This window comes from Brachyspira sp. (assembly GCF_029258575.1).
GTDB lineage: Bacteria > Spirochaetota > Brachyspiria > Brachyspirales > Brachyspiraceae > Brachyspira.
Genome location: NZ_JARHYI010000091.1, coordinates 20,891 through 40,068 on the forward strand (window position 1 = coordinate 20,891; position 19,178 = coordinate 40,068).

The 19,178-nt window shown below is 26.2% G+C and carries 16 protein-coding genes; 6 read left to right on the forward strand and 10 right to left on the reverse strand.

Translation table 11 applies throughout. The features are described from left to right. Positions 1-14 precede the first annotated feature (14 nt). Positions 15-3,839: a DUF445 domain-containing protein gene (locus Q1J76_RS07150; protein WP_300368963.1), complete on the reverse strand. Its 3,825-nt coding sequence runs from the start codon at positions 3,837-3,839 to the stop codon at positions 15-17. 26 nt (positions 3,840-3,865) lie between these two features. Next, positions 3,866-4,945 carry a hypothetical protein gene (locus tag Q1J76_RS07155; protein WP_300368966.1) on the reverse strand — a complete coding sequence of 360 codons (1,080 nt, stop codon included), beginning with the start codon at positions 4,943-4,945 and terminating at the stop codon, positions 3,866-3,868. A gap of 405 nt (positions 4,946-5,350) precedes the next feature. Between Q1J76_RS07155 and Q1J76_RS07160 the strand changes: the two genes are divergently transcribed. The 3 genes from Q1J76_RS07160 to Q1J76_RS07170 are packed head-to-tail and all read left to right on the forward strand — an operon-like array spanning position 5,351 to position 6,871. After that, entirely contained in the window at positions 5,351-5,800 is a 450-nt protein-coding gene (locus Q1J76_RS07160) for a Spy/CpxP family protein refolding chaperone (protein ID WP_300368969.1), read from the forward strand. A 13-nt stretch (positions 5,801-5,813) separates the two neighbouring features. Next, positions 5,814-6,359, forward strand: a complete 546-nt coding sequence (locus Q1J76_RS07165) for an RNA polymerase sigma factor (RefSeq protein WP_300368972.1) — start codon at positions 5,814-5,816, stop codon at positions 6,357-6,359. After that, positions 6,356-6,871 (forward strand): zf-HC2 domain-containing protein, encoded by a 516-nt coding sequence (locus Q1J76_RS07170; RefSeq protein WP_300368975.1) that lies wholly within the window; start codon positions 6,356-6,358, stop codon positions 6,869-6,871. Before Q1J76_RS07165 ends, Q1J76_RS07170 begins: the two co-directional genes overlap by 4 nt. A gap of 1 nt (position 6,872) precedes the next feature. On the opposite strand, the gene purN is transcribed toward Q1J76_RS07170, so the two are convergent. The 5 genes from purN to Q1J76_RS07195 form a co-directional block, all read right to left on the reverse strand. Then, complete coding sequence (gene purN / locus Q1J76_RS07175) at positions 6,873-7,433, reverse strand: phosphoribosylglycinamide formyltransferase (protein WP_300368978.1); 561 nt, start codon at positions 7,431-7,433, stop codon at positions 6,873-6,875. After that, positions 7,421-8,434 carry a phosphoribosylformylglycinamidine cyclo-ligase gene (purM, locus tag Q1J76_RS07180; RefSeq protein WP_300368981.1) on the reverse strand — a complete coding sequence of 338 codons (1,014 nt, stop codon included), beginning with the start codon at positions 8,432-8,434 and terminating at the stop codon, positions 7,421-7,423. Before purM ends, purN begins: the two co-directional genes overlap by 13 nt. A 543-nt stretch (positions 8,435-8,977) precedes the next feature. Next, positions 8,978-11,296, reverse strand: a complete 2,319-nt coding sequence (gene infB, locus Q1J76_RS07185) for a translation initiation factor IF-2 (RefSeq protein WP_300368985.1) — start codon at positions 11,294-11,296, stop codon at positions 8,978-8,980. Between the two features lie 28 nt (positions 11,297-11,324). After that, entirely contained in the window at positions 11,325-12,095 is a 771-nt protein-coding gene (locus Q1J76_RS07190; RefSeq protein WP_300368988.1) for a hypothetical protein, read from the reverse strand. 117 nt (positions 12,096-12,212) lie between these two features. Beyond that, positions 12,213-13,706 (reverse strand): nucleotidyl cyclase domain-containing protein, encoded by a 1,494-nt coding sequence (locus Q1J76_RS07195; protein WP_300368991.1) that lies wholly within the window; start codon positions 13,704-13,706, stop codon positions 12,213-12,215. A 157-nt stretch (positions 13,707-13,863) separates the two neighbouring features. On the opposite strand from Q1J76_RS07195, the gene Q1J76_RS07200 reads away from it, so the two are divergent. After that, complete coding sequence (locus Q1J76_RS07200) at positions 13,864-14,352, forward strand: tRNA (cytidine(34)-2'-O)-methyltransferase (protein ID WP_300368994.1); 489 nt, start codon at positions 13,864-13,866, stop codon at positions 14,350-14,352. A gap of 518 nt (positions 14,353-14,870) precedes the next feature. Here Q1J76_RS07200 and Q1J76_RS07205 read toward each other — a convergent pair. The 3 genes from Q1J76_RS07205 to Q1J76_RS07215 all read right to left on the reverse strand — a co-directional run bounded on the left by Q1J76_RS07205 (position 14,871) and on the right by Q1J76_RS07215 (position 17,212). Further along, positions 14,871-15,401 carry a Fe-S-containing hydro-lyase gene (locus Q1J76_RS07205; protein WP_300368997.1) on the reverse strand — a complete coding sequence of 177 codons (531 nt, stop codon included), beginning with the start codon at positions 15,399-15,401 and terminating at the stop codon, positions 14,871-14,873. 10 nt (positions 15,402-15,411) lie between these two features. Further along, entirely contained in the window at positions 15,412-16,254 is an 843-nt protein-coding gene (locus Q1J76_RS07210; protein ID WP_300369000.1) for a fumarate hydratase, read from the reverse strand. A gap of 121 nt (positions 16,255-16,375) precedes the next feature. Next, positions 16,376-17,212, reverse strand: coding sequence for a flagellin N-terminal helical domain-containing protein (locus Q1J76_RS07215; RefSeq protein WP_300369003.1), 837 nt, complete (start codon positions 17,210-17,212; stop codon positions 16,376-16,378). Between the two features lie 287 nt (positions 17,213-17,499). Here Q1J76_RS07215 and Q1J76_RS07220 point away from each other — a divergent pair, with 287 nt between their 5' ends. Further along, entirely contained in the window at positions 17,500-18,492 is a 993-nt protein-coding gene (locus Q1J76_RS07220) for a M28 family peptidase (RefSeq protein WP_300369006.1), read from the forward strand. A 166-nt stretch (positions 18,493-18,658) separates the two neighbouring features. Next, the coding region (locus tag Q1J76_RS07225; protein ID WP_300369009.1) for a zinc metallopeptidase at positions 18,659-19,178 on the forward strand (520 nt) is incomplete at its 3' end.

Genomic DNA, 19,178 nt, shown 5'->3' on the forward strand with positions numbered 1-19,178 from the left:
CATAATATTAAAAATCAATTTGAGATATTTTTCAATATACTAATAATCATAGATATAGATAAAAACGCAGTAAAAATAATGAGTATAATATTGAGTGTATTAGATAAATCCCCATTAAATGTATTTATATATTTTATAATAACTAGAAAAATACCAACTATGCCACCAAACATACCATATAATTTTAACCTATTTAAATACTCTTTTGCAAATGAATTAAATACATCATGTATATTTTTGGGATTCATATTATCTATTTCTTCTTTTGTAATTGCAGAAAAATCTATAGCATCTATTATCAAATTAATATCATCTTTAGCACAATCTATAATTAAATTCAAAAAATAATATTTGGTTTTATCATCTATAATAAAAGGAAGATCATGTCTTAATTTTGATAATATCTTTTTTAATTCTGTGTATATAATTTCATTTATACTTTCATTGCATTCTAAAGCTTCTAATAGTTTATATATATTTCTAATTAAATTATCATTATCTATTATATTATCATTATTAACAGCATAAATTAAAAAATTATCTGCATGACATTTTGAATATTTTAAAACATCATTAAATATATCATCAAAATATTTTTCTATATTTACACAATCTTTTATTGATGAAGGATATAATTTTTTTTCTATATAATTTTTCATTTCAATGGATATATTCTCACTATTATTATAAATATTCATGAATATATCTCTTAAAAGTTTATATAAATCTTCATCAGTATTTTTTAAAAGTGCATCTGTATATTTCTCTATCAATTTATAATCAATACAATTAACAAATAAAATAAATATATTATCAAAAACTGTATATATTAAATTCTGATTATTATCTATAATATCATCTAAATATTTTCTTAAACTAGATTCTTCATATAGTTTGTCATTTCCAAATATATAAGAAATATCTTTAGATAAAATATTATTATCTAAAAAATTAAAACTTGTATCGATAATATTTACTTTTATATCATCAATAAATACAGGAAGTTTATTATTAATTAAATTCAATATTATTTTATCAGTTAAATCTCTAACAAAATCATTTTTTATTGGAATATTTTCTATAATCATTTCCCTTATTTCATATCTATTATTATTCAATGATTCATTCAATTTGTTTTTCATCATAGAAAAAATAAATTCATTATTAGACTTTATAAGATTTACAATTTCTCCATTAAACATTTCTTTTATTTTTTTACTGCTGTTTTTGGATATTTCATTATCTAATAAATCTATAATTATATTAAATATTCTATCTCTCACAGAATTGGAATTGAAAGCCTTTACAATATTAATAACAAAAACATCTCTAAATCTATTCAAATCTTTTAAGTTATCCCTTATCATATTTTGAGAGAACTCTTTTAAAGGAATAAAATTAATATTCTTTAAAATAGATTGAATTATCATTATAAAAATATTATCAGCATTACTATTTACATATAATATCAAAGTATCTTTTATTTTTTTATTGTTTTTAATAAATTTAAAATAATCTTTTTTTATAAAGAAATTAATAGCATCATCTTTGAAAGTATTAATATTATTAGATATTATATAGATTAAATTATTTTTTAAAGATGCGAATATATTTAATTTTATTATTTTATCATCTTCAAGCATATAATTAAAAAATGTTTTGTAATTATCCTTTATCAAATTATTCTCTATATTATCTTTATTATTTAATATCTCCAATACCCCCTCTTTTTCCATCAATCTGTCATTAACAAAATCAGACATAGAATTTGCAAATCTATTTTTCTCGCATGCCACAGCCCCCCAAAAAACTTTTTTCTTAATGCCGAATAAAGGTTCATAAGGCTTAAATATAGAATAAATGGCAATGACATTAGTTAATAAACCTATAAGTAAATATACCAAAGGTTCTATTATATAATTTAATGCCCCAAGAGAACTATTAAAAGAATTGATAGGAAAAAAATATGCAGTTAATAATCCGAATAAAGCTCCGAGTAAAGCACCTAATATATTTATAGGCTCCAATTCCTTTCCCATAAAATCATTAGCCATTTTAGCTATTTCATCTTTACTCAATTTACCCATATTATTTTTTATAGTCTTTATTACAAGAGAATCTATTATACCAGATATAAATGTTTTCTCCTTAACTATAAAATTAAATATAGAATCATATGAATTATTATCTATAAACTCATCTATTTGTTTTTCTTTTTTTATAATAAGCTCATTTATATTTAAATCGCTGTATTTATCTATATATTCTTCAAACAATGAAAATAATAATTCCACTATAGCATCAATATTATTTAATAAATCATATATAGTATAATCTTTGTGCTGACAGTAAATATTGTATATATAATTTTCTATATTCTCTCTATTACTTTCTATTATATTATTAATTAGAGTATTATTATTATTTGTAATCAAATATACTAAATCTATTTTTTTTATAAGCAAACTATTCAATTTATCTGAATTGCCTACTATATAATCTATAATCTCTTTTTCTAAAAAATTATATAAATTATGAATCATATTAGAGTCAACCAATACATTCACTTTCATATTTAATAAATTATTTACCCAAGAATCAGGAATCTCTTTTATATTAAAAATAATAATATCCCTTGTTATATTTTTTATATTATCTATATTTTCAATATTCTTTAATATGTATGATATTTTTGTAATCTCAAAATAATTCATTATATCATTAGTAATAATAGAAGCTAATTCATCAATATTATCTTTATATTTTTCTATATATTCAATAACTTTCTGAACAACTTTATATTTTGAAGCGATATCATTCAAAAATATACTTCTTATTCCTTTAATCATAATCTGCAAAAGAAATGCATCTATTTTATTGATTTCCTCATCAACAGCTTCTTCTATAATGGTATCTAATTTTGATTTATTTCCATTTATTATTGGTATTATTATATCTATAAATCTTGGCAGAATATCTGAAAGAATAGAATGTAATTTATATGATAAATTTGAATTTAATAATTCATATATAGTTTTATCAGTATTTTTGAATTTATTATAAAGATCATCTATAATTCCATTTATAATATTTTCAAACTCTTTATTTTCCAGAAATTTATTTATTATATCCTTTACTTCAGAAGGCTCATATACAGAAAAAAGTTCTTTTATACTGTAAGTTGATAATGAATTTAAAAAATCATAAAAACAATTTTCTATATTTGAATATTTTATTAATGATTTTATAAAAGCAATAGTTTCAGTATCATCTTTCTTATATGAAAATAATATTTTATTTATAATCTCTTTTAAAATATTATTATATTTTTCATTATTTTCAGTATAGGCATTATTAATTATAGTATTAACAGTATTATTATCATTTATATATTTAAAAAAGTTATTCATTATACTATTGATAATATGTCTTGCCTGATTATCATCTGCTATTTCATGCAATTTTATGTTTTTGGATAATTTTTCTAATAATATTGATATACTGTCTTTTGTATTTAATTTAGTCCAATCTAAAGCATTTTTTTTAGATTCATTGAAACTGTTTATATTTTTTATTTTTAAATAAGTTTTTGATATTAAATTAGACTTAATATTTTTAAAAAATTGTTTTATATTATTTTTGAATTTATCTTTTTTTATTTCGTTTAATATAGAATCATAATTAATGATTTTTTCAGCAACCATTTTACTTATTTCATCTATAAAATTCTCTCTTTTTCTAGCTATTATACCATTATTTGAAAATAACTTTTTTAAAGCTATAGTATTAGTATAATATCCAGATACAGCCCCAAGAAAAGCTCCGAATAATAATTGCAAAAATAAATCCATATCAATACAATTTGTTATCTCTCAAAAGATTCTAATTCCTTGCAAAAATCCACAAAATCTTCATAAACTGTCATAGACTGCAAAAATCTCAAATCAATCATATAACCAGAATCAATATGCTTAAAAAACTCAGCATCCCAAAGTTCAGTTTGAATAAATCCATTCTTATAATCATATTTATAAGTTTCAAAATTAAAAATGTAAGTTCTGAAATATTTAACTTTAGCAAAACATAATTTATGTATTCTAAATAATATCCCTATAGTATCATTTCTATTAAAAAACTTATCTGTAAATATTAATGTTTTATGAGAGTTCTCTTTCTCCTGATACCAAGAATCTCCCTCTTTTTTAAGATCATATTTTTTTATTATATTCTCTTTATCAGCAGTATACAAAGATGTGAAATCATAATCATATCTCACCTCTTTATGAATAAATTCAATTCCTTCGCATGCTATATAAAAATAATTTTTAGCATCATCGACCTTAATTTTTATTATAACAGAATATTTATTATCTATTATATTTTTATAGCCTTTATTAATATACTCAATATCATCATCTGTACATACATAAAATACATCATATTCATTAGGACAAGCATTAAAATATTTTGAGCATTGAATAAAATATGCATTCTTAAAAATAACTTCCAAAATATGACAGCAACTTAAATCATTACTTGCTATTATATGCAAATCATTACCGTATTCAGATATCTTAAAATCAAGCCACATATTATTTTTGATAGAATCATTGATATTTTTTATTTTTTCTTTGCAAATTAATAAATTCATCTCTTCTATATATGATTTAAACTCAGCTTCCATATATTTAAAATTTGTAAAAGCTACTTTATCATCATGCAAAAGTATTTTTATATATATAGCATCATTTTCTATAGTATAAAACAAATATTTCTTTTTATCATTAAAAAGTAAAAACCTATCTTCTGTCTGTTCAATATCAGCATTGATTTTTGATTTTATATATTTCATAAGAGCAAACATAGCATTAGAATCATTGCTCTTATTATCATATAAAAGCTTAATGATTTTTGCCTTTTCATCTAAAGAAAGTATTTTATACATTTTTTATACCTAAATATTTTAATTATCACATTATAATATAATTTTTTGTTTTTTAAAGCTAAAAGAAAAAATTATATAATTAAAAATAATAAACTTTTTGATAATGCCATTCGTATAAATAGTAAATAGATTAAAAAAGAGGTTTAATATAAAAAAAATGATAATAATTATATTATTTACTCTTAAATATATAATTTATATTCAAAATATTCCAAAAAAGCATTATTTGAATTAAATTATATAAACAGAATACTAAAAAAGTCGATGTTAATTTGGATAATATAAAAAGAATAAAATATTACATTATTTTTTAAAAAATAGGGAACTTTTTCTATGGTATTATCGTCTAATATAATGAAAGACAATAATTAATAATGTGTAGAAAAACATAAATATTGAGGGCTTATGAAAAAAATATTTTATACTATATCTATAATATTATTATTCTCTTTATCTCTTTTTGCCCAACATGGTCATGGACATCATGGAATGGGCAGAAGAGATAATGAATTCAATAGAAGATTGGGAGATGATTCTTTGAAATTCTTTAGAAAAGTTGGTATAACTCTCACAGAAGAGCAATCTGAAAATATTTATAATATATCTATCAAATTTGTAAAAGAAGTAGAGTCTGTCAGATTGGAAATAAAAAAGATAGAAAATGATATTAGATTAGAATTAATGAAAGATAATCCTGATAGAAATGCATTAAAAGAATTGATAAGCAAGAAAAAAGAACATGAAGCTTTAATAGATTATTCAAGAATAGTTAGAGATTTGGATATTATCAATGTACTGACCCCAGATCAGAAATTAAGATTGAATAGCTGTATGATGCAATGTAGAGATAGATAGATTAAGGAATAATATGAGCAGTATTATGGCTTATGAAGAGAATACAGATTCATTCAAAATAGGTAATGAAGAAGCTTACAAAGAGCTTATAGAAATGTATAAAAAGCCTTTATTTAATTTGGTTTACTCTATGATTTCTAATAGAGATGAGGCTGAAGAAATAGTTCAAGATGTTTTTGTTAGTTTTTATATAAAAAGAGAGAGCTTTGAAGGAAGGAGTAAGATATATACTTGGCTTTATAGAGTTTCTTTTAATAGAGCGGTAGATCATATAAGAAAAAAGGAAAGAGAAAAAAAATATAGATTAAAAGAATATAGAAATTCACAAATGCAAGAATCGGATAATGATAATAGTATACATAAAATAATACTAGCAGACGCCTTATCAAAATTGAAAGATGATTTTCGTATACCATTAATGATGGCTGAATATGAAAACTATTCTTATAGTGAAATATCTGAAAAACTAGATTTGCCTGTTAATACAGTTAGGACTAGAATATTCAGAGCAAGAAAAAAACTTCTACATATTATGAAAAAAATAGGGGTGAGCTTATGAAAAAAAATCATAAATATTATGAAATGCTTATCAGTAGATACAAAGATAATGATTTAGACAGCAATGAAATTTTTGAAATGGAAAAGCATTTAGCTTCTTGTAAATCATGCCAAAAATTTAAAAATGAAATTAATTCTATATCATCTATACTATTAGGTACATACAATATTAAAATTAATAAAAAAAGAGAGAATTTATTCAGCAATAAAAAAATCATAACTTCTATTAGTTCAATAGCAGCTGCTCTATTAATATTTGCTGTAGTATCTGTAATATATAATAATAAAAATGATAATATAGAATATAATACTCAGTTAATGCTTTCAGATATATCAGTTTCATCAATAATTGATTATGATGATGCCAAAGAGGAAGAATATGCTCCACTTTCAGATTATTTCAGTTATGATTTTGCTTATGATAATACAGAAGCAGAAAATAATGAAGATAAAAAATATACTGAAAATGAAATATCAATAATGTCTGCTTATATATATTATATGGGAAAATAATTTAACTTTCAGACAATTTTTTTACGGCAGATGGAAGTAATTTATGCTCTTCAACAAGCACCCTCTTTTGTAAAATTTCAGGAGTATCATCTTCTTTCACTTCTACCCTAGCCTGCATTATTATATCTCCACCGTCTATAGTATCCGTAACATAATGAACAGTGCATCCTGATTCTTTTTCTTTTCCAGCTATAACAGCTTCATGAACATGAATGCCATACATTCCCTTTCCGCCGTATTTAGGTAAAAGCGAAGGATGTATATTAATAATGTTTTTATCCCATTTCTTTATAAAATTAGTATCAACTATAGATAAAAATCCAGCCAATACTATTAAATCTATATTATGAAGTTCATTATCTATCTTTTTAAATAATTCTTCTCTATAAGTTTTTCTGTCTATCAAAAGAGCCTTTATTCCAGCATTTTCTGCAATACTCAAACCTCCGCATACCCTATCAGCTATAACTATATCTATATTATAATAATTCTTATCTTGATACTCTATTAAAGATTTTAAATTACTTCCGCCGCCAGAAATTAAAACAGCTATTCTAAACATATACCTCTCTCATCATCTTTATCATTTTTGGCAATATAACCAATCTCATATGCCTGTTCATCTTGAGATTTCAAATCATTAATAATACCATCTTTATCCTCTTTTGAAGCTATTATTACAAAACCAATACCCATATTAAAAGTATTATACATCTCTTCTTCTTTTATATTTCCAAGATATTGAATATAAGTAAATATATTAGGAGTAATAAAACTATCCTTTTTTATTACAGCTTTATATCCTTTGGCAATAGAACGAGGAACATTCTCTATTAATCCTCCTCCTGTAATATGAGACATACCTTTAATATTATATTTTTCTAATAAAGGCAAAACTTTCTTCACATATATTTTAGTAGGAGTTAAAAGAGTTTCCCCTATTTTTTTATTTTCATATACTGCATTATAATCTCTTACAAGTTTTCTTATTAATGAAAAGCCATTGCTATGAAATCCTGAAGAAGAAATACCTATAACAGCATCTCCTTCATTTACTTTAGATCCATCAATGATTTTATCCTTCTCTACAACCCCAACACAAAAACCAGCAATATCATAATCTCCGTCTTTATAAAAACCAGGCATCTCAGCTGTTTCCCCACCTATCAAAGCAGCTCCAGCCTCATAACATCCGTCAGCAATACCCTTTACTATCAAAGCAGCAGTTTCTCCATTTAATCTGCCACAGGCTAAATAATCTAAAAAGAAAATAGGCTTAGCACCATGACAAAGTACATCATTAACACACATAGCAACAGCATCTATTCCAACTGTATCATATTTCTTCATAGAAAATGCTATTTCTAATTTTGTGCCTACTCCGTCAGTGCCAGAAACCAATATAGGATTATTATACTTACCAAGTTCATACATAGCCCCAAAACTGCCTATATTATTAAGCACATTAGTATGCATAGTCTTGGCTACAACTTCCTTCATAAGAGAAACAGCCTTATAGCCTTCTTCTCTGCTGACACCACTGTCTTTATAAGAAATACTCATGAATAATTCCCCTATTTTTTATAATAAAATAGTAATTAAGTATATCAATATTTTTTATATTTACAAGAATTTTTTTTTATTTATATAATAAAATAATACCTAAAATAATAATATTATAGCAACTCTAGCTAAAGGTACAAATCTTAATACATAAGTAAAGGAATAAGCAAAATCAAGTAATGATATGACGCACATACCATTAGCCCAATATCTATTTTTAATCCCATCTACCAGATATATAAAAATTAGCTATAGCTGTTTTTTGATTTATATCAATAGGATAATCCCTTCCATCGATAGTAAATATAGTCATACCTATTTTGGGAAGAAGAAAAAAAACATTATCCTTATCTCAAATCCCACATCAATAGAAATATATATTGCTATAACATGAGCATTATTAAGTAGTTACTTCATATATTTTACATATAAACAAATTAAATATTTATGTTTTTTGTTTATTAACAGTATTTTATACAATAAAAAAAGAGTAATAAACTTCAAATAAAGTCCATTACTCTTATTCTATTAAATCAGAAATTATTATAAATCCTGAGCTATCTCTTCAATCTTGAATATCTCAAGAAGATCTCCTTTTTTAATATCATTAAAGTTTTCTATAGAAGCACCACATTCATAACCAGTAGCAACCTCTTTAACATCATCTTTAATTCTTCTTAAACTAGAGATTTTACTTGTATAAATGAGAACATTATCTCTCATAACTCTAACGCAGGCATTTCTTTCTATTTTACCGCTAGTAACATAACATCCTGCAATAGTACCAACTTTAGGTACATGGAATACATCTCTAACCTCAACAGTTCCTATATCAACTTCTTTTTTAAGTCTTTCAAGAGAACCTTTCATAGCATCTTGAATAGCCTCTATAGCTTCATAAATAATATCATATCTTTCTATAGGTATTCCAAGTTTCTCAGCCAATTCTCTAGCCTTTCCAGAAGGACGAACTCTATATGCAATGATAATAGCATTGGATGCATGAGCTAAGTTTACATCACTTTCAGTAACTGCTCCAGAAGCACTATATATAGAAACAAAACGTATTTTATCACTTTGTATTTTATTTAAAGCATCTCTCAAAGCCTCAGCACTTCCCTGAACATCTGCTTTAATTATTACTTTAAACTCTTTCATAGCATCAGAAGCTATTTTTTCATAAAGGTTTTCTAAAGTAACTTTAACATTAGCCTTTAAAACTTCCTGCTGTTTTAATTGTACCCTCTTATCAGCTATAGCCTTAGCCTCTCTTTCATCAAGCATAACATTGAATGATTCACCAGCCTCAGGAGTTTTCTCAAATCCTAAAACCTCAACAGGAGTAGAAGGCAATGCCTTTGTAACCCTCTGACCCAAATCATTAACCATAGCCCTTACCTTACCAACCGAAAGTCCACATACAAAATAATCGCCTATTTTTAAAGTACCATTTTGTACAAGAACAGTACCTACAGGACCTCTTCCCTGATCTAAAGAAGCTTCTAATACTATTCCTATAGCCTCTCTGTCTGGATTAGCCTTTAATTCCAACATTTCAGCCTGAAGTATAATAGCCTCTAGTAAATCATTAATACCTTCTTTAGTTAAAGCACTTACACCTATATACTGAGTATCTCCACCCCATTCTTCAGGAGTAAGTCCGTATTCTGATAAAGCTGCTTTTACCTTATCCATAGTAGCATTAGGTAAATCCATCTTATTAACAGCAACTATTATAGGTACTTCTGCCTCTTTAGCATGATTTAAAGCTTCAATAGTTTGAGGCATAACCCCATCATCTGAAGCAACTACAAGTATAACTATATCAGTACTCTTTGCACCTCTTGCTCTCATCATAGTAAATGCAGCATGCCCAGGAGTATCAATAAAAGCTATTTCTCCACTAGGAATTTTTACTTTATATGCACCAATATTTTGAGTAATACCGCCACTTTCTTTTGAAGTAATATTACTATGTCTTATAGCATCAAGAAGTGAAGTTTTACCATGGTCAACATGCCCCATGATAGTTACAACAGGTGGACGAGGTTTTAAATCTTCTTCTCTATCCTCTTTTATTTCAATAGTAGCCTCTTCTTGCAAAGATATAACATTAACTTTACATCCGAAATCATCAGCAATGATTGTAGCAGTATCAGAGTCTATTATATCATTAACTCTAGCCATAGTACCCATACCCATAAGTTTGGATATTATGTCAGATGCTCTTAAATTCATCTTTTTAGCCAAATCGCCTACTGTAATAGTTTCCATTATGCTGATTTCTTTTTCAACACTTACAAGTCTTTGTTCTTGCTGACGCTTTTTAGCCTGAAGTTTATTAAATATTTTATTTTCCTGTCTTTGTGCTGCCTCTACTTTAGAATCTTTTTGTGAAGATTTTTTATCGTATTCTTTTTCTTTCTTCTCGTAATCTCTTTTTTTATTATCTTTCTTATTATCTTTTTTGAAAGAAGAAACATCTTCTACTGGAGGTGCTGGAATTCGATTATTTTTATAAGACCTATTTTCCTTATGTTCTTTATTTTCCCTATTACCACCATGAGAATAATTTTTATTGTCTTTCCTATTATCTGAATCTTTTACAAAATTTTTATCTGCATTATTACTTATATTATCCTGTTTACGAGTATCAGACTTATCCGATTTATTATGTATTATTATCTTCTTTTTTACTATAACTTTTTTTACTTTTTTTACAGCTGCTGCAGCTTGATTATCATCATTATTATTGTTATTAGAAGAAGAATTATTTTTTTTGACAATAAATTTAGGCTTATTATCAGCGGCAGAGCTTTCTTGATTTAAATTTTTTTCATTATTCTCATTTTTTTGAGACATTATTTTCCTTTCCCATTTATATTAAATTTTAATTATTTGATCTTGGTAATAAACCATCATTAGTATTTTGCTGAGGTATAATTGTATTACTTGCACCCTGCTGAGGTAAACCAGTTGCATTAGTATTGCCTATTTGAGGAGGAAGTACACTTGATTCACCCAAAACAGTTGTATTTCTTTCTATTACTGCTTTATCTTTTAAATCCTGTATATCTCTTTGTACCAATTGTTCAGCATAAGCATTTTTATACAATTGAGCAACTATATGAGATGTTTCTGTATTATAAGCTGTTATTCCGTACATTTGAGCTAATTGAGGTTTAGCCTGTTCAAAGAATGCCTGAGCCTGTTCTGGTGTAGGATCAGGGATATTTTTAGAAGCATCTGCCAAAAGTTTTGTTACATAATATTGGAATTTAATATTTCTGATTGAAAGATTAATAAAATCTTTTGCCTCTTCTGTTTCAAAGAATTTTTCTGCTTCTGCTTTATTTATCAATAATATAGAATTTATTAACTGATCTGCATATAATTGTTTGGTATTAGCATCATTAACATAAAGAGCTACTTGATCCTCAGTAGCACCCTGAAGAATTAAAGAAGCCTGTAAATCTTTATTAAAATTAGTTTGATTAATGGCGAAATCATCTACTTTTAAAACCCATTCTCCTTCGCCGCCTTTCAAATAAGCTAAAGAATCTGAAGAAGCTTTTGATGATCCTCCGTTATTTTGAGAACAAGCTATTATAGAAAATGATGATATTATCAAAATTAGTTTCTTTAAGTTTTTCAAACTCATAAATACTCCTTAAAATAAAAAACAATTTAATAATAGTATAGTGTATCATATATAATTTTTTCTGCAAGTAGAAAACATATAAAATTTATATACATTAATATTTATAAAAGTAAAATATTATTTTTTTCCTGAATACATATTAATTACTAAATTAGGAAGTTCTTTTTCTAATATTCCATACCAAATAGATTTTTTTCTTTTTAGTGTTTTACTGCTCATAGCAATATTCATTAATTTATTATAAGTTTCATTAGCCTTTTGAACATTTTGAAATATTGGTATATGATTAGCAGGAAATATTTCAGATATATTAGCCTCTATATCTTTTTTAATAACAACATCATATATAGGTAAAACTTTTTCATATCCAGCACAAATACTCTCAGCATACTCTAGCACCATCTTATCAAAATCAGGTATAGTCTTTAATAATTTTATAATCAAAGAAAAAGTATCTATAGCCTCTTTATAATTTTCTTTAACAACATAAGCACCATTAGCATTATCACATAAATCACATATAGTTGTATTCGTATAGCTTGATATATATTCATTTACATGTTCATCTATTTGGAAAGCAGGCATTGATTTTGATACCTTTGATATTAAATCCAATATAGAAGTGAACATTCTTTGTTTCCATAAATTGCATTTAACACTTTTTACAAGCTCTTCCATCTCATTAAAAAAATGTTCTTTATATTTTTCTTCTTTATTAAAGATAGCCTCTACTATAGGTATTTCTGTACCTTTAAATGATATCATGCCATTATCATAAAAAGAGATAATATTCTTTTCAAATATTTCACTTTTTACTTTACTGTTCTCTTTCAAAAAGTTAAACTGCAAATTTTTAGTTACTATTACTTTATTTTCTTTAGGTGCTAAAGTATTTGCTCTAGCTTGCATTCTAGCGGCATTATTGATTAAAAATCCTGATAAATCTCCGTCCTCTGTTATTATCAATGAACTATTTGTATTACCGCCTGATATTCCCGCACTGATTTTAAAATCTGGCAAACCTGAAGTATCTACACTTGAATATTCATTTAATAATCTCTTCTTACTCAATACTCCAATTACAGCAATTGTAGCACTCAAAGCATCTGTAGCTGAAGGGCATACCATAATTATTTCATCGCCCTGCTTTCTATGTGATATAACATTATAAAATTTTGTAACTTCACTTACTTTATTTTGCATCAAATCATCTAAAGCATGCATCTTTGAAAGATTATTTTTATTCTCTTCGCAAAATTTAGTATAACCATGAATATCAAGCATTGCTATATAAATATCAGCTATTGAAAGGCTAAGTTTTAAATCCCCAGCAAAATTATATTTTTGATTCTCTGTAACGAAAAGACTCCATAATTTAGGATATGACTCTTTATCCAAATTATTAAAAAATCCCCAATTAATTTTTCTTATAAGATCAAATAAACCTTTTAATATTGCTTTATGGTCATGAACTTTTTCAAAATTGACATTCTTGGCATAAGTAAAAATCTCAGAAAAAGTTCTTATTTCTCCTGAAACTATCTTTTCACTTAAATGAGTATATAATTCATATTTAGAAGTGGATTGATTGTATTCTCCTATTTTATTCACTTTTTTCCTCTTACCTTATTTTATAGCAGACACATATTTATTACTTTAACTTATAAACAAAAAAAATCAATAGTGTATTATAATCATATTGAAAAAAATATAATCTATACTAAAATAAAACAAAATTATAAAAATAAATTAAATATTATAAAAATATATGAATGAAAAAAAAATTAATGAAAATTTTAATATAGCATTAGCTTTATACAGACCTGAAATACCAGCAAATACTGGAAATATTGGGAGATTATGTGTAGGGCTTAATATATCTTTGCATATAGTTTCTAAACCTTCTTTTATCATAAGTTCTAAAGAGGTTAAACGTGCGGGACTTGATTATTGGGAAAATTTAAATCTGATAAAACATGAAAATGAAAACACATTTTTAGAATACTGTCAAATTAACAATAAAAGAATAGTACCTATTACAAAATTTGGTAAAAATAGATATGATGAATTTCAATATTCAAATAATGATATACTTCTGCTTGGAAGAGAATCCACTGGACTAAGAGAATCTTTATGGGAAAATGATTTGGAAAATTCTATATACATACCTATGAGTGATAATGTACGTTCTATAAATGTATCGAATACTGCTGCAATAGTTGTATATGAAGCCTACAGACATATTTGTCTTATATAAAAACTATAATTACATATACCAGACCTTATTCTTTACCAAATTATTTTGCAATCTTTATTTTTACTTTATTTCTTTACTGAAAAATAAACAGTAATACCAGAACAAGTTTTCGATTAAATTGATTATCTATTCAACGCACGGTTAATAAAATTTTTTATATGGTTTAAATTATATTATTAATAGATTCATATTGAAAATTGAATTCTGCGTGCGGTAATGAGATTATAAACTTAAATAAAATTTGGGTGGGTTTTGCAATTACAAAATAAACTGCAAAAAATAAAATAATTATCAATATAAAAATAAACAATAAAATAAAAGGGTGGGAACAAGAATAAAGCAAAAAACGAAATTTTTATTAAATTCGTTTAATATTTTAATTATTATTCTTTATCAATTTATTTACATACCCCGCCCTTTAATATTTTCTGTCTATACGAAAATTCTAATTTTATTTATATTTAATACTAAATTAGTACAAGCATGCCCACCCAAGTTTTTTTAATTGCTATGAATTGCTATGCAGTTAAAGCATTGTTGCCCTTGGAATCTATAGCTACAATAAGAGGCATATCTTCCACATAAAGCTCTCTAATAGCTTCAGTACCCAAATCCTCAAAAGCCATTATCTTAGATTTCTTCACACAATGCGACATATAAGCAGCAGCTCCTCCAATGGCAGCAAAATAAATACCGCCGTATTTGATTATAGAATCTATTACCTCTTTACTTCTTTTTCCTTTACCTATCATAGATAAAAGTCCAAGCTCTAATAGTTTAGGAGAATAAGCATCCATTCTGTAACTTGTTGTAGGTCCGATACTTCCCATAACTTCATTAGGTTTATTTGGGGAAGGACCAGCATAAAAAATTGTTTGATTTTCTATATTAAAAGGCAGCTTTTCATTATTATTTATCATATCAATTAATCTTTTATGTGCTGCATCTCTTGCAGTATAGATAGTACCAGTTAAACTAACCATATCTCCAGCTTTTAAAACTGCTAATTTTTCTTTAGTTAAAGGAGTATTTAATTTTTTTATTTCCATAATTCAAACTCTATAATACAATTTCTTTATGTCTAGTCACATGACATCCTGTACAAACACATACAGGAAGTGCAGTGATATGAGTTGCAAACATATTTATATGAACCGCCAAAGCAGTTGTATTTCCTCCAAATCCAGAAGGTCCAATATTCATTTTGTTGATATTTTCTAAAAGCTCTTCCTCTAATTTTTGCAAACGAATATCATCATTTTTTGCCCCTATCTCTCTAAGTAAAGCCCTTTTAGCAATATCAGCACATTTCTCTATACTGCCTCCTAAACCTATGCCTATTATCATTGGAGGACAGGCATTTGATGCTGCCAATTGAATGGTTTCATATATAAATTCTTTTACCCCTTCTATTCCAGCAGAAGGGGGAAGCATCTTTATCCTGCTCATATTCTCACTTCCGAATCCTTTAGGTGCTGCTGTTATCTTTACTTTATCTCCATCTACTATATTGTAATGTATTATTGCAGGAGTATTATCATTTGTATTTTTTCTTTCTATAGGATCATTAAGTACAGATTTTCTTAAATATCCTTTAGTATATCCTAATGCTACCCCTTTATTAATAGCATCTGTTAAATTACCACCTGTGAAATGCACATCAGTTCCTATATCTACATATATAATTGCCATTCCAGTATCCTGACATATAGGTTTTAATTCTTTTGAAGCTATATCTGCATTCTCTATGAGTACATTCAAAATATTCTTTGCTATTTTATTTTGTTCTTTTTCAGCATTTTCTATTAGAGCCTTTTTAATATCTTCATTCAAATAAATATTCGCATCTATACATAACTGTGCTACAATTTCAGTTATAAGACTTACATCTATTTCACGCATAAATATCACCAAATAATTTTAATATTACACTTTAAATATAACCGTTAAAAGATAAAAGCCCACTAATATTTCTATTAATAGGCTTTAATATCTACATTTGTAATAAGTCGCTTAAATCAAATTATCCAATAATTCTCATTATAGATTGATTTTTCATATTAGCATTAGCCAACATAGCAGCACCAGTTTGTTGTAAGATTTGCTCACGAGTATAAGCAACCATAGCAGAAGCCATATCAGCATCGCGTATAACACTTTCAGAAGCGATAGTGTTTTCAGTAGCGATCATTAAGCTTTTTACCATAGATTCCATTCTGTTTTGAACAGCACCTAATTCAGCTCTTTGAGCTACTACCATTTGTAAACCTTCATCAATTCTTCCTAAAGCTTGGTTAGCTGTTTCAACAGAAGAAATAGAGATAGGAGCATCTCCACCAACTTGTAAGTTAGCAGCAGTCATAGAACCTATGTTTACAGCAACTCTTTGATCCATATTAGCACCGATATGGAAAGTCATAGGAGTTTGACCATCAGCAGCAAAACGTCCTGTTAACATGTTCATTTTGTTGAATTCAGCTTGAGAAGCAATTCTGTCAACTTCAGCTACTAATTGATTAACTTCTATTTGAATTAAAGCTCTGTCGCTATCAGAATAAATACCGTTAGCAGACTGTATAGCTAATTCTCTCATTCTTTGCATAATATTAGTAGTTTCATTTAAATAACCTTCAGTTGTTTGAATGAAAGAGATACCGCTTTGAGCATTTTTAGTAGCTTGCTGTAAACCGCGGAATTGAGAACGCATTTTTTCAGATACTGCTAAACCAGAAGCATCGTCTCCAGCTGTATTAATTCTTTGACCGCTAGAAAGCTGTGCTGTTGTTTTAGTCATTGAACTTCCTGTTAAGTTCAATTGTCTGTTTGCATTTAATGCAGAAATATTATTGTTGATAATCATAACTACCCTCCATGAATAGTGCTTAAAATATTTTGTAATTTTTCTTTTTCTAAAGCTTTTTTATATTATGTATTCTATATACTGTTTAGTCATCCCCTAAAAAACAGTAACATAATATTAACTTCATATATGGTATTATTATAATATCTTTTTAAAAAAAGTAAAGACTAAATTTTTATAAAAATATTCCGATAAGGTTATTTTCACTATATTTTATTGACTTTTTAATAATATAAAATTAAAATCAAACAACATAATACAAAAAATAGGTAAAAAATTAAAATAATATGAAATATATAACAATTATTTTTATAGTGATAATGATGCTTTTATATTCCTGTAATAATGCAAAAGCCAATACTGATATTAAAAATTCTAATGAAAAAAAAATCAATGAAAATTTCTATTTCAATGCTGATAATGCTTATAACTATATAAAAGCCCAAACTGATTTAGGACCTAGAAGTTATGGAAGCGAAGCTCATAAAAAAGTAAGAGAATTCTTCAAAAAAGAAATATCCAATATGGGATATGAGATTTATAGTCATAATTTTGAAGCTCCTTATATAAAAGAAAGAAAAGGAGAAAATATATATGCATTTCTAAAAGGCAAAACTGATAACTATATAATTATAACAAGCCATTTTGATAGCCGTTCTGTTGCTGAAAAAGATCCTGTAGCATTCAATCGCAATAAACCTATAAGCGGTGCTAATGACGGAGCAAGTAGTAGCGGAGTTTTACTTGAACTTATGAAGGCTTTGAAAAATTATAATGATTTACCTTATAGTGTATGTTTTGTATTATTTGATTTGGAAGATGATGGAAACTTATTCAATGTAGAAGGAAATTCGTTAATAGAAACTGATTGGATACAGGGAAGTATTGCATTTGTTAATGAAGTTATTATAAGAGATAAATTAATAGACAAACAAAAAATAAAATTTGGTATACTTCTAGATATGGTTGGAAGCAAAAGTGCAAAATTCAAATATGAAACTTTTGCCCATACTTATTATTCTCAAATATACGATAAAGTTTGGCAGTATGCTAACGATTTAGGATACAATGAATATTTTTATGATGATCATTACGGTACTATAATAGATGATCATACACCATTTCTAAATGAGAAAATACCTTTTATAGATATAATAGATATCGAATATCCTTTTCATCATACTTCACAGGATACAATAGACAAATTAGATAAAAAAACTTTAGAAGCTGTAGGAAAAACTGTCGAATATACAGTAAAGAATGCTGATAAAGTATATTAATTTCTTTCATAAACTGAAGTTGATGATTTAACAAAAATGTAAAATATTACAATTAAGTTTATAAAAATATATTATATAAAATTTATTTTACATTGAAACTATTAACTTTGTTATAAAACAATGTTATAATTTTACGAAAATTAAACAAAATAGGAGATTTTTTAATATGTTTGGATATTTTGAATATTATTTTGGATATATATGGATATTAATTCCCGGTATAATATTAGGTTTTTGGGCTCAGTTTAAAGTTAAAGGAACTTATGCTAAATATAGTCAAATGGAAAATAAAAGAGGGATTACAGGTGCTCAGACAGCAAGATACATATTAGAAGGATACGGTATAGATATTCCTGTAGAAAGAATAGGAGGAACATTAACAGACCATTATGATCCTTCTGCAAAAGTTTTAAGACTTTCCTCTGGAGTTTATGATGGTACTGATGTTGCTGCTTTAGGCGTTGCTGCTCATGAGGTAGGACATGCAATACAGCATGATAGAGGATATGCTCCGCTTTCTATTAGAAATGGATTCTATCCTTTATGTGCTATAGGAGATCAATTCGGACCTTATTTAGTATTGATAGGTTTAGTTATAGGAGGGGCTGGAAGTTTCTCATACTACATAATGATGGCAGGTATTGTACTTTTTGCTTTTGCGGTATTCTTCTCTTTAGTTACATTAC